Source organism: Methylomonas koyamae (genome assembly GCF_006483455.1).
In the GTDB taxonomy this organism is placed as follows: Bacteria; Pseudomonadota; Gammaproteobacteria; order Methylococcales; family Methylomonadaceae; genus Methylomonas; species Methylomonas koyamae_B.
The window spans coordinates 1-12886 of the sequence record NZ_PPPU01000001.1 but is presented as its reverse complement, the minus strand read 5'-3'; the positions used below and the strand labels follow the sequence as shown (position 1 = coordinate 12886).

Here is a 12886-nt window from a genome sequence, read left to right as displayed (position 1 = left end):
ACGGATGGGAAAGAGGGCGGTCAAACGCCCTCGTTGCCCAAACCGATCAAAGCCGCCACATGCGCGGCGACGCTGTTTGCCAGCGCCCGCAAATTGTAGCCGCCCTCCAGCACCGAAATCAGACGCCCCTGGCAATACTCCTCGGCGATCGCTCGCAATTGTTCGGTCAGCCAATGGTAGTCTGCTTCCGTCAAGCGCAACGAGGCGAGCGGGTCGTCTTTGTGCGCGTCGAATCCGGCCGAAACCAAAACCAACTGCGGTGCAAATTTGCTCAAGGCGGGGAATACCGTATCGCGATATTTGGCTCGAATCACCTCGCCGTCGCTGCCGGTCGCCAGCGCCAGGTTGAGGATATTGCCGGCACCGTGTTCCGAAGGATGGCCGCTGCCGGGGTAATGCGGCCATTGGTGGCTGGATATGTAGAGCACTTGCGGCTGGTCGTAAAACGCGGCCTGGGTGCCGTTGCCGTGGTGCACGTCGAAATCGACGATCGCGATCCGCTCCAGGCCGTAGCCCTTGCGCGCATACTCGGCGGCTATCGCCACGTTGTTGAACAGACAAAAACCCATCGGGTAGTCAGGCATGGCATGGTGTCCGGGCGGGCGCACCGCACAGAAGGCATTGTCGGCTGAGCCGCCGCAGACTTTATCCACTGCATCGCATACCGCCGCGACGGCCAGTAGCGCCGCCTGGCGCGAACCGGGCGAAACCACTGTGTCGGCATCCAGGTTGGTCAGACCGTGTTCCGGTATCTCGGCCAGCAGTTTGGCGATCATGGCCCGACCGTGAACCAACCCGATTTTGTCTTCAATGTCGTCCGGCAATACCGCTTGTACATGCGTCAGTGCGGCGAACTTCGGTGCCGCGAGCACTTCGGCAATGACTCGCAGCCGCTCGGGGCATTCCGGATGGGCCAGCCCGGTATCGTGGGCCAGAAAATCCGGATGACTGTAATACAGTGTGCGCATAAACATACTCCCGCGAAACGTGCTTCAAGGTATTCGGTTTCGGTTCGCCTGGCTGCAGTTTATCTTAAAGTCGCACGAAAACTCTATGGATATTAATTGTTTACAATGTTCGAGCCGGCCGACGCCGCGATTGGCGCGGAATCCGCCCGGCCGTGGCTGAGGAATTCGGTTTATCGTTGCCATCAACTCGCCTTAGTCCGATAATTTGGCTTAAAATACAACAAAACGTTTAACATCAATATCTTGTAAAATATTCTTGAAGTGAGTTACGGGATAAACTTAATGCTGGCTAAAGTGCTTTGTTACGAGTTTCCCGTGAAACTTAAAGCCATCAAAATCGTTCCGAAATCAAACACTCACGTTACGGATGGGGGCTGGTGCAACCGCGGCGGCCGGCGAATGCCGTAAGGGTTTCACTGGCTTGGTTCGGCATTGACCGGCAGTTCAATGCGCAAGGTGGTGCCTTCGCCGACTCGGCTGCGCGCGCTGATTTCGCCGCTGTGTTTTTTGAGAATGCCGTAGGAAATTGTCAATCCCAGCCCGGTCCCTTTACCGACCGGCTTGGTGGTGTAAAAGGCATCGAAAATCCGGTTCAGTTGCTCGTCGGCAATCCCGCAGCCGGTGTCGGAAATTTCTAGCCAGACCCGGCCTTCGCCGCTGCCGGTGGCAATGGTGATGACGCCCCGCTTGTCAATCGCGTATGCGGCGTTGACCAGCAAGTTGACGAAGACCTGGTTCAGTTGGCCAGCCAAGCAATTGACCAAAGGCAGCTCGCCATAGTGTTTGACGATGTCCGCTTTGTATTTGAGTTCGTTGTAAACAATGTTCAAGGCGCTATCGAGGTTGGCGTTGAGATCGGCCCACTGCCAGGCGTCGCCGTCGTGTTGCGGATGGGAAAAGTCCTTCAAGTCCTGAACGATTTTGGCAACCCGGTTAATACCGTCCAGCGAATCGTTGAGCAAATCCGGCGCGTCGTCTCGCAAGTAGTCGAAGTCGATCCGGCGTTTGACCGAGTCGATTTCGGCACGCAGGACCGGGTCGGCTATCGCTGCCTCGGCCTGTTCGTAAGTCTCGGCCAGGGCTAATAAGTCTTCGGTATATCCCTTCAGAGTATTTAGATTGGATTTGACGAATCCGATCGGATTGTTGATTTCGTGGGCAACGCCCGCAGCCAATTGACCGATCGATGACATTTTCTCCGATTGCAGCAACTGCGCCTGCATGTCCTGCAACTTGTGGTTGGTCGCGTCGAGCCGTTGGTTCTGCATCACGATAAATTGCATGACGTCTTGGGTTTGCTTCACCAATTGCCATTGCCTGACCATGGCATGGACCACTTGGCGTACGACCAAGTCGCAAACCGGTTGCTGTAAAATCAGCAACTGATCGCTCTCGCCCAGCGTTTCGGCGATCTGTGGCCAGTAAAGTCCCGGATCGGCATTGCAAAGCACCGCGTTCAAACCGGAATCCAATTCCCACAGGTGTTTTATCAAGGCCACGCCGCTGGCTTGCGGCAAAGGATGCAGCACAAAAACCAAATTAAACGGGGCGTTTGCGGCTAAGCCGTCGGCAATCGCCTGTGCCGCATGCGCTGCATTGCCGGACCAATGTACGGCGTAGCTCGGTTTTCCGGAAATTTGGCTGCTATCGGCCACTGCCGTCCGATTGAACAACCGGTTGAGGCGGGTTGCCAATTCCGGATCGCTGCCGACAACCAAAATCGCCGGCCTGTCGCTGTCGATCACCAGAATTTTCGATAAGTTCTCGTCGTCGCTCATCTCGCCGCCTTTGCATGCTCCAGCCAGTTACCATGTCGCACTGATTATAGTAAAAAGCCGGCCGCGGCCAGTTGCCGGTGCCGTTCGGGACAGATGAGTCTAGTCACCTACCACGGTATCCACCAATAAAATTCGCTCATTGTCCAGGCGTAGCGCCAAAGTCTTGCATAGCAGGCTGGTTTCGAAATCGCGATAGCGTTCGGAGGTGACGATGCGGTTGCGATCGCCGCAGTTTTCCAGCGCCAGCAACTGAAAGAAGTACGGCCGCCAGGACCAGTTGAAGCCGATCTTGCGCGGATCGGTAAACCATTGGTTTTCGCTGAAATTGAAATCCGGCGAAATCTGGTCGCCCTGATTGTTGCACAGGTAAAACCGGATCACGCCGCTTTGGCTGAAATTCCAACTGACCAGTTCGTTCAGGTTGAAGTCGTCCTGTAGTGCTTGGGCCAAGCGGTAAATCAAAGCCTTAATGGCGTTGATCGCGTTGATTTCCATTTGTACCCGCGGCAGCGTGTTCTTGACGAATTTGCTGCGCAGCGATGCGGCGTGCTGTTCGAAACTGTTGATGGGCAGGAAATCGGCTTCGGCTTTGGCGAACAAAAAACCCTGCATGAATTGGGCGCCGCAGTTCAAGCCGAATAAAAATTCCTCGTCGCTTTCCACGCCTTCGCAGACGATGCGGGCGCCGGTGCGCTGGCCCAGGCGCGACATCAGATGCACGATGTCGGTAGCGATGCTGCTGCCGCGGGCGGCACGCTTGAACAACCGCATATCGATTTTGATGATGTCGGGCTGGATCGCGATCACCCGTTCCAGTTGCGAGGAACCGGCGCCGAAGTCGCCGATCGCCACCCGCAGGCCGTGTTTGCGGTAACGCTGCACGATCTGTTTCAACTTGTGCGGATCGACGTGAGCATCGGAGATTTCGACGACGATGCGTTGGCGGTCGATATTCAATTCTTCCAGCATGCGCAGGGTCGGCAAGGCATTGAGTTGGCGCAGATTCTCGATCCAGGCCGCCGAAATGTTCAGCGCCAGATAGGTTTGGCTATCGGCTTGCTGCGAGAATTTTTCCAGGGCTTGCCAGCGTACCTGTCGATCCAGTTCGGTACGCTGTTTGATGTCCACATCGGCGGAGGAGAACAGGGCGCCGGCAGAAACCACATTGCCCTTGGCATCGTATTGGCGGGCCAAGGCTTCGTAACCGACGATTTTGCTGCTGGCTATCGCAATGATGGGCTGAAAATAGGGAAATAGCGTTGATTTTTCTGGCATGGTCCTTGTGCGCGTCGAGTTAACCGGGCTGAGGCAAAAACTCCTTCAATTCGGCGACGCAGGAACCGCAGCCGCTGCCCGCGCCGAGGCAGGCGCTGATATCCGCCACGCTTTGTAACTTATGGGTTTGCACCGCTTGTTGAATGGTTTTCTCGCCGACATTGAAACACGAACAGACGATTCGGCCAATATCGGCTTCGCCTTTCGGCGGCTGGCCGCTGAGCAAGGCCAAACGTTCGCTGCGACTCAGTTCCGGTTTCGGGAACAAACTGCACAGCCAGCCCGGCTCCGGCAACTCGAAATCCGGTCCGACCAATAGACAGACTTGCAGTCGATTGTCGCTGACGTAGGCGCAACGGTAATAGCCGGCCTGCAGATCGCTGTATTCCAGCCAGTCGCCCGCCCCGGCCATGCCGTGCTCGGCAAACAATTCCCGGCTCCACTGGCGCCAGTCTTTACCGGCGCCGCTGCCGGCCAGCTCGTAACGGAAAAACTGGTCGCCGCGGATTTTGACTTGATATTCGCAATCCCGGATCGCCAATGGTTGCCGGGCCAGAATCGTCGCGTACCAAGTCGCCGGCCAGGCTGAGATCCTGACCGGAGTCTGCTTGCTTTCCGGCTGGCCGGAGTAGGGGTCCACCACCGGGTTGACCAAAGCCCCCATCCGGCCGTGACTGCTCAGTTGCGCCGTCCAATGCATCGGGACGAACAAGCTGCCCTGACGTTGGCCGGCGCCGATTTCGACCCGGGCCAACATTTGCCCCCAACGGCTTTCGATGTGGGCCAGACTGCGGTGCTTCAGTTGTAAGCGCTCGGCGTCGGCGGGATGGATTTCGACGAAGGGCTCCGGCCGATGCGCGTTCAATTTGGCGGCCAAGCCGGTGCGGGTCATGGTGTGCCATTGATCGCGCAAGCGGCCGGTGTTCAACGTGAACGGGTAGTCGGCGTCGACGCTATGGCGCGGCCCGTGCGGCGCGACCGGAACAAATCTGGCCTTGCGGTCGGCGGTATAAAAAAGCTTGTCGTCGAACAGCTGCGGCCGGCCTTGCGGTCGGTCGCGGCTAACCGGCCACTGTACCGGTTGCAAGGCATCGAATTCGGTCTGATCGATCGCGGCGAAGGCCGACAAATCGAAGTCGCGTAATTGATGTTCGGCGTCGTTCTCGAAGGCCGACAGCGCCGCATGTTCGCGAAAGATTTCGGCGCTGGATTGGTAAGCGAAGGCCTCGGTAAAGCCCATGCGTTGCGCCACCCGGCTAATGATCCACCAGTCGTGGCGAGCTTCGCCGGAAGCCGGGAACAATGGCCGTTGCCGCGAGATGCGCCGTTCCAGATTGGTCACGGTGCCGTCCTTTTCGCTCCAGCCGGTGGCCGGCAACAACACGTGCGCGAGTTGGGCCGTGTCGGTCTCGGCGATGCAATCCGATACCACGACGAATTCGCAGCGTTGCAGCGCTTGCTTCACCCGGTCGGCGTCCGGCATCGACACCACCGGATTGGTGGCCATGATCCAGACCGCCTTGACCCGGCCGGCGGCGACGGCCTCGAACATGTCCACCGCTTTCAATCCGGTTTTGTTCGCCACGTGTTCGCTTTGCCAAAACCGGCCGACGCGGTCGACATGCACCGGATTGTCCAAGTCCATGTGCGCTGCCAGCATGTTGGCGAGACCGCCGACTTCGCGGCCGCCCATCGCATTGGGTTGGCCGGTAAACGAAAACGGTCCCATGCCGGGTTTGCCCAGCCGGCCGGTCGCCAGATGGCAGTTGATGATGGCGTTGCATTTGTCCGATCCGGAGCTGGATTGGTTGATGCCTTGCGAATACACCGTGACGCTGCGTTCGGTTGCTGCGAACCAAGCGAAAAATTGGGCGATATCGGCCGGGTCCAGCTCGCAGCCGGCGGCGACCGCGGTCACCGAACCGGCACTGGCCTCGGCTTGGCGCAGCGCCTCGGCGAAACCGTTGGTGAAATTGGCGACGTAGTCGTGGTCGATGCGGCCATCGCGCTGCAGGTGGCATAACAGGCCGTTGAACAGTAGCGCGTCCATGCCCGGCTTCAACGGCAGATGCAGGTCGGCGATATCGCAACTGGCGGTGCGGCGCGGATCGACGACGACGACTTTTAACTGCGGATTGCTTTCCTTGGCTTTGCGGATGCGTTGAAACGCAATCGGGTGGCACCAGGCGGCGTTGGAACCGACCAGCACGATCAAATCGGCCAATTCCAGGTCTGCGTAACTGCAGGGCACGGTATCGGCGCCGAAAGCGCGTTTATAGCCGACCACAGCCGACGACATGCACAAACGGGAATTGGTGTCGATGTTGGCCGAGCCGATGAAACCTTTCATCAGCTTGTTGGCGACATAATAGTCTTCGGTCAGCAATTGGCCCGACACATAAAACGCGACGGCGTCCGGTCCGTGTTCGGCGATGATCTGCCGGAAGCGGCCGGCGACGTGGTCCAGCGCACTATCCCAATCGCAACGTTGGCCGTTGACGGCAGGGTAGAGCAAGCGGTTTTCCAGCGTGACGGTATCGCCCAGCGTGGCGCCCTTCGAACACAGTTTGCCGAAGTTGGACGGATGTTCCGGATCGCCTTTGATGGTGACCCGATGCGCGGCGGGATCTTCGACCGTGGCTTCGATGCCGCAGCCGACGCCGCAATAGGGGCAGGTGGTTTTAACGGTTGCTAGAGTCATGGCGTAACGGTTAAGCGGCGGCGGCCAACGGCGTCTGGCCGAACATCAGGCGATCGCGGATCGCAGCGATCGGGGTTTTGTCCTTGACCAGGTTCAAATACCAGGCGCTGTCGCTGGTGTCGCCGTACAAGATCACGCCGATCACGATATCGCCGCGCAATACGATTTTTTTGTAGACGCCGAGGCCGTGGTCGATCAATTGCAGAATTTGGCAGTCGGGGTCGCCCTCGAAATCGCCGACCGAAAACAAGTCGATGCCGGTCACTTTCAGCATCGTCGCCGACGACAAGGTTTGATAAATGCTGCCGTCATGACCCGACAATTGGCGGGCGCAGACTTTGGCCTGTTCGTACACTGGCGCCACCAGACCGAACAATTCGCCGCGGTGCTGGACGCATTCGCCGACCGAGAACACCCGCGGATCGCTGGTTTGCATCAGGTCGTCGACGATGACGCCGCGCTCGCATTGCAAGCCGATGCGTTCGGCCAAGGCGATGTTCGGTTTGATACCGGTCGACATCACCAGCAAATCGGCCGGCAGTATTTCGCCGTTACTGAGCTGCACCTGTTGAATATGGCCGTCGTCGCCGAGGATGCGATCGATGGTACAGCCCAAATGAAATTTTATGCCCTTGTCCGCTAATTGCTGTTGCAAAAAGCCGGCCGCCTGCCTATCCAGTTGTTTGTTCAATAAATGCCCGGCGCGGTTGATGACACTGACCTGCATACCGCGTTGCAACAGGCCGTTAGCCGCTTCCAGGCCCAGCAAGCCGCCACCCAGAATCACGGCGTGCGTCTTACTCGCTGCAGCGGCAATCATGCTCTGCACGTCGGCGATATCGCGAAAACCCAACACACCGCGCAAATCGCGGCCGGGGATGTCCAGCATCAATGGCAGGGAACCGGTGGCCAGCAATAAATAATCGTATTCCGCTTCGGTGCCGTCCTGAGCCACAACTCGACGCCTGTGACGGTCGACGCCGACTACTGCTTTATCGGTACCGCAGTACAAGGTGATCTCGTGTTTGCGGTACCAGTCGAAATCGTGAATCATGATCTCGGCGATGCTTTTGGCGCCGAACAATACCGGAGTCAACATGATCCGGTTGTAATTGCCGTGCGGCTCGGCGCCGAACACGGTGATTTGATAGCGTTCGGGCGCCAACTGCAGCAATTCGTCGACGGTACGCATCCCCGCCATGCCATTGCCGATGACTACCAGTTTCAGTTTCATGACTATATCTAACAACTGTGGAATCGATGCCGGCCGGGCATGTGACGCCCGGCCGGCGGGGACTTAGAAGCTGACGTTGGCTTGCAGCCAGATTCTTTGGGTGTCGGTATATGCAGTGTTCTCGGTATTGAAGTTGGCGTACTTGGCTAACAAGGAGTAGTGTTTGCCGAATTTCTTCAAGATCGAGAAATCCCATTCGCTACCGTACTCGATGCCCCCGGTATCGTCGTAGAAGTCGTGGTAGACGCCGGTGACGATCAGGCTGTCGTTCATCATTTTGTACGTGGCGGTGGCGAACACGTCGCGAATACCGGCGGCGGGCGTGGTCAGGAACAAATCCGCCCAACCCTGGAAGGCGTGGTTGGTTCCCAACGGGGTCTGGAAGGATTTGTAGGTGGTGCCGTTGGTGGTAACGCGGTTGCCGGTGTAGCCGTAACCGTTGAGCTGCTCGATGGCGCCTTGCAGACTCAGGTTGAAGGCGCTGACACCGCCCATGAAATTGAAGCGGTCGGCTTGGTAGTCGTTGGGGTTGTCGCCGTAGTCGAGCTGGTTGCTCCATTCGGCGGTATACAGAAAATTCACCCGATCGAAAAACTGCGGCGACTTACCGTCAAAACGCAGGCCGTAGGTTTGCGACGATTTGTGATAGTTCTCGCGTTGCCGATAGTCCAGCCAATAGCCGTAACCGATCAGGTTGCCCCAGTCGTTGACCTTGTAGTTCAGATTCAGGATCGGGGCGTTGATGGTTTCGGTTTCGCCAAAGATGTTTTGAATGTGGTCGAGATAGCCGGCGTTGACGGTCAGGCCGAAAATGGTCTGATTGTTGTGTGTCAGCAGTATCGAGTCGTAAGTCATCTCCATTTGCCGCCAACCAACGTTACCGATGAAGCGGTCGTCGTCTAACTTGATCCGTTGCCGGCCGACTTTGATCAAGGTGTCGGGGATGCCTTTGTAACTGAGCCAAAATTGATTCAATTCGCTGCGGTCGGGGTCGGCTATCAGCGAATAGTCGCGGTGGCGGTTAGTGGTGGTACCGCCTTGGTCGTAGTCTTCCTGTAAGGCGTAGTTACCTTCGTATTCGGCATAGGCCTGGAAGTCGTAGAACGTCGGCGACAGCAAACCCAGCCGCAGGCGGGCGGTGTTGGCGTTAGCGGTTTCGACCCGGCGCGGCGCCTTGCCCGGAATGACCGGACCTTGATCCTGGTCAAGGTTTTCCCAGCGATAGTTCAAATCCATTTTTACCGCGCCGTTACTGCCGTAATGGTAAAAATTCAGCGCATCTTCCACTTCCTTGGTCAGGTCAGCGGATGCGGTGGTACTGGCGATTGCCATCGACAGTAGCGTGGCGGTAGGTAGTTGATGTTTCGGTAATGGCATATAGATCCCCTAAGCAAATGAAATACAGAGAAGCGAAATCAGTGGGTATGGTCGCATTCGGACAAGAAGGTCAGCAGGCTCTCCCGGTATTTGTAATAGTCGGGGTGTTCGAGCAAGGCCTTGCGGCTGCGCGGGCGGGGCAGGTCGATCTCCTGGATTTTGCCGATTTTGGCGTGGGGGCCGTTGGTCATCATCACCACCCGGTCGGCCAATAAAATGGCTTCGTCGACGTCGTGGGTGACGACGATGGCGGTGACGTGTGTGCGTTCCCAGACTTCCATCAGAACTTCCTGCAATTCCCAGCGGGTCAACGAATCGAGCATACCGAACGGCTCGTCGAGCAATAACAGTTTAGGCGACAAGGCAAAAGCGCGGGCGATGCCGACCCGTTGGCGCATGCCGTTGGACATGTCGGCCGCTTTTTTGAACATGCTGTCGGCCAAGCCGACCCGGGTCAGGTAATACTCGACGATGTCCTCGCGCTCGTCCTGGCTGGCATGGGGATAAACTTTATCGACGCCGAGCATGACATTGTCGAATGCCGTCAACCACGGAAACAGACTCGGCGCCTGGAACACCACGCCGCGGTCCGGGCCGGCGCCGTCGATTTCGCGGTTGTCGAGCACGATACCGCCTTCGGAGATCTCGTTCAGACCGGCGGTCATCGATAACACCGTCGATTTGCCGCAGCCGGAGTGGCCGATAATCGAGATGAATTCGCCCTTCTTCATTTTCAGATCAAAACCGTCGACTACTTTTACGGTGCCGTTGCCGTCGGGGGTCGGGTAGATTTTCGACAGGTTGGCAAACTCCAGATAGCGGGCCTTGCCCAGGTCGCGTTGGTCCGGCTTCAGGGCCGAGGTATCCAGTTTCCAGTCGTTGCTGGTGTTGGGACGCACATCCGGCAATTTCAGCTTGTCACCGATTTCGGCCTGGGCTTTTTGCATGCCGATGTCCATCAGGTAACGGGTGATATCGGCGCGCAGGCGTTTGAACTCCGGGTCGTGGTTCAGGGCGGTACGGTTGCGCGGGCGTTCCAGGTCGATGACGAAATCCGGGCCGAAAGTGGCATCCGGCCCCGGATTTAACGGAATTACCCGGTCGGCCATGTAGATGGCTTCGTCGACATCGTTGGTGATCAGAATCACCGTTTTCCGGTCTTGCTCCCAGATTTGCAGGATTTCGTCCTGCAGATTGCCGCGGGTCAAGGCATCCAGCGCGCTGAGCGGTTCGTCGAGCAGCAGGATGTCCGGGTTAGCCGCCAAAGCGCGCGCGACGTTGACTCGCTGCCGCATACCGCCGGACAGTTCCGACGGTTTTTTATCCATCGCCCGGCCCAGATTGACCATGTTGACGTATTTTTCGGTGTGGGCGCGACGTTGCTCTGGGGTCCAGTCCTTGAAGATCGCATCCACCGCCAGCGCCACGTTTTCGTAAACGGTCAACCAAGGCATCAACGAATAGTTTTGAAACACCACGCCGCGATCCGGCCCCGGTTCGCCGATGGTTTGGCCGTTTTTTAACAGTTCGCCGCTATCGGGATAGATCAAGCCGGCGATCAGCGACACCAAGGTGGTTTTGCCGCTGCCGGAAAAGCCGACGATGGCAATGAATTCGCCTTCCTTAATATCCAGATTGATGTCTTTCAGAATCGAAGTCCGGCTTTTGCCCTCGCCGTAGGATTTGCAGACGTTTTTCAGTTCCACCAACGGTTTGCTGGAGTCGTTGGCCGGGGAAGCGCTCGTATGTTTATGCATGGATAAGTCGATGATTTTGGCGGCAGCGGTCATGGCGGCACCTTAAATTTTTTGGAACGAGAACAGGTTTTGCAGCGAATGCATGATCCGGTCCAGCACGAAGCCGATGATGCCGATCGTGAACACTGCCACCATGATCCGGCTCAGCGAGTTGGAACTGCCGTTTTGGAACTCGTCCCAGACGAATTTGCCCAGACCGGGGTTTTGCGCCAGCATCTCCGCAGCGATCAATACCATCCAGCCCACGCCCAGCGACAAGCGCATGCCGGTAAAGATGAAGGGCAGGGCAGACGGCAGGATGATGCGTTTGATCTGGGTCGGCCAATCCAGTCGTAATACCTTGCCGACGTTGACCAGATCGCGATCGATCGACGACACGCCGACCGCGGTGTTGATCAGCGTCGGCCATAGCGAGCATAGCGTTACGGTGATGGCCGAGGTGATGAAAGACTTTTCGAACCAAGAGTCTTCGCTGGTGACGTAGAGCGCGCTGACCACCAGTGTCACGATCGGCAGCCAGGCCAGCGGCGATACAGGTTTGAAGATTTGGATCAGCGGGTTGAACGCGGTATTGAGCACCGGGCTCATGCCGCACAGGATACCGAGCGGCACCGCCACCAAGGTCGCAATCACAAAGCCGGCGAATACGGTGCGCAGGCTGGTCAGAATTTTATCGAGGTAAGTCGGTTTGCCGGTGTAAGGGCGAATCTTGATTTCCGCGTTTGGATCTTCGGCCAGCTTTTCCTTGTTGCGCTGTTCCTGGCGTTGGTAAAACTCGGCTTTTTTGGTGCGTTCGGAAATGTGCTCGTCGATCAATCCGCCGACCTCGTCCCAAACCGCAACCGGTCCCGGAATCGCACCCAAACTGGTTTTTACGCCGGATGCAGAGACGCTCCACATGCCCAGGAAAATAGCGAAGGCGATGATGGGCACGCCCATGATCAGAAACAATTGGCGCATTTGTTGGGCCGGGTTCTCGCCGGCCGCCATTTTCACCAAAGGTACGAACCAGGTCAGGCCCGTAATATTGAAGAATTTGATCAATTTGTTACTCATAAAATGTTCCTCTTCAGGAAATCAAGGTACGCGACGAGTACCCCATGTTGCTTGTTCAGGCTGCTCGAATACGCCTGAAGATCCAGTCCGTTAATTCTTTAAAAAAGATGTGCTTCCCTGCACCAAACAACGTCCCTGTTAGAGCACCCACCAGAGTTTGTTACTCGACAATCTTGCCGCCGGAGACGGTTTGTTTGCCTTTCAAGCCAATCGGGAATTTGGCCAGATAATCGTTAGGTTTGTTGGCATCGAACGGAATTTTGTCGATGAAGAAGTTTTGCGACGGCTTGATGCTGGTATCTGCCGGGAAATCTTCGGCTTTGGCTTTGCCTTCGGCGATCAATTCTTTCGCTGCAGCCAGATAAATGTCAGGGCGATAGACTTTTTTCGCGGTTTCCATGTACCAGTTGTCAGGTTTGTATTCGTTGATCATGCCCCAGCGGCGTAATTGGGTTAAATACCAGACCGCGCTGCTGTAAGACGGATAGCTGGCGCCGTGACGGAAGAAGGTATTGAAGTCGGGCAGCGAACGCTTGTCGCCTTTTTCGTATTCAAAGGTGCCGTTCATACTGGCCGCCAATACCTCAACGTCTGCACCCACGTATTGTTTTTGCGAGAGCATTTCGATGGCTTCTTTACGGTTCTTGTTGCTTTCCGCATCCAGCCACATCGAGGCGCGAATCAGCGCTTTGGTGACGGCTAAAAAGGTGTTGGGATATTTTTCCGCCCAAGCTTGGGTC

General features: G+C 56.9%; 9 protein-coding genes. All 9 read right to left on the bottom strand.

Annotation, left to right across the window (positions count from 1 at the left end; all coding sequences use genetic code 11):
* Window positions 1–20: 20 nt before the first annotated feature.
* Complete coding sequence (locus C2U68_RS00045) at window positions 21–968, bottom strand: histone deacetylase family protein (RefSeq protein WP_140910460.1); 948 nt, start codon at window positions 966–968, stop codon at window positions 21–23.
* Between the two features lie 413 nt (window positions 969–1381).
* Window positions 1382–2746 (bottom strand): ATP-binding protein, encoded by a 1365-nt coding sequence (locus C2U68_RS21700; RefSeq protein WP_140910459.1) that lies wholly within the window; start codon window positions 2744–2746, stop codon window positions 1382–1384.
* Window positions 2747–2845: 99 nt separating this feature from the next.
* Window positions 2846–4021, bottom strand: a complete 1176-nt coding sequence (locus C2U68_RS00035) for an EAL domain-containing protein (RefSeq protein ID WP_140910458.1) — start codon at window positions 4019–4021, stop codon at window positions 2846–2848.
* A gap of 19 nt (window positions 4022–4040) precedes the next feature.
* Window positions 4041–6722 carry a nitrate reductase gene (locus C2U68_RS00030; RefSeq protein WP_140910457.1) on the bottom strand — a complete coding sequence of 894 codons (2682 nt, stop codon included), beginning with the start codon at window positions 6720–6722 and terminating at the stop codon, window positions 4041–4043.
* Window positions 6723–6732: 10 nt separating this feature from the next.
* Entirely contained in the window at window positions 6733–7956 is a 1224-nt protein-coding gene (locus C2U68_RS00025; RefSeq protein ID WP_140910456.1) for an NAD(P)/FAD-dependent oxidoreductase, read from the bottom strand.
* 63 nt (window positions 7957–8019) lie between these two features.
* On the bottom strand, window positions 8020–9333 hold the full coding sequence (locus C2U68_RS00020; RefSeq protein ID WP_140910455.1) for an alginate export family protein: 1314 nt from the start codon (window positions 9331–9333) through the stop codon (window positions 8020–8022).
* A gap of 38 nt (window positions 9334–9371) precedes the next feature.
* On the bottom strand, window positions 9372–11090 hold the full coding sequence (locus C2U68_RS00015) for an ABC transporter ATP-binding protein (RefSeq protein ID WP_140910511.1): 1719 nt from the start codon (window positions 11088–11090) through the stop codon (window positions 9372–9374).
* A 42-nt stretch (window positions 11091–11132) separates the two neighbouring features.
* Window positions 11133–12146: an ABC transporter permease gene (locus tag C2U68_RS00010; protein WP_140910454.1), complete on the bottom strand. Its 1014-nt coding sequence runs from the start codon at window positions 12144–12146 to the stop codon at window positions 11133–11135.
* Window positions 12147–12306: 160 nt separating this feature from the next.
* The coding region (locus tag C2U68_RS00005; protein WP_140910453.1) for an ABC transporter substrate-binding protein at window positions 12307–12886 on the bottom strand (580 nt) is incomplete at its 5' end.

Coding starts and splice junctions, on each gene's coding strand:
- C2U68_RS21700 (WP_140910459.1), bottom strand. CDS start 2,746: ATGAGCGACGACGAGAACTTATCGAAAATTCTGGTGATCGACAGCGAC.
- C2U68_RS00015 (WP_140910511.1), bottom strand. CDS start 11,090: ATGCATAAACATACGAGCGCTTCCCCGGCCAACGACTCCAGCAAACCG.
- C2U68_RS00010 (WP_140910454.1), bottom strand. CDS start 12,146: ATGAGTAACAAATTGATCAAATTCTTCAATATTACGGGCCTGACCTGG.
- C2U68_RS00035 (WP_140910458.1), bottom strand. CDS start 4,021: ATGCCAGAAAAATCAACGCTATTTCCCTATTTTCAGCCCATCATTGCG.
- C2U68_RS00020 (WP_140910455.1), bottom strand. CDS start 9,333: ATGCCATTACCGAAACATCAACTACCTACCGCCACGCTACTGTCGATG.
- C2U68_RS00045 (WP_140910460.1), bottom strand. CDS start 968: ATGCGCACACTGTATTACAGTCATCCGGATTTTCTGGCCCACGATACC.
- C2U68_RS00025 (WP_140910456.1), bottom strand. CDS start 7,956: ATGAAACTGAAACTGGTAGTCATCGGCAATGGCATGGCGGGGATGCGT.
- C2U68_RS00030 (WP_140910457.1), bottom strand. CDS start 6,722: ATGACTCTAGCAACCGTTAAAACCACCTGCCCCTATTGCGGCGTCGGC.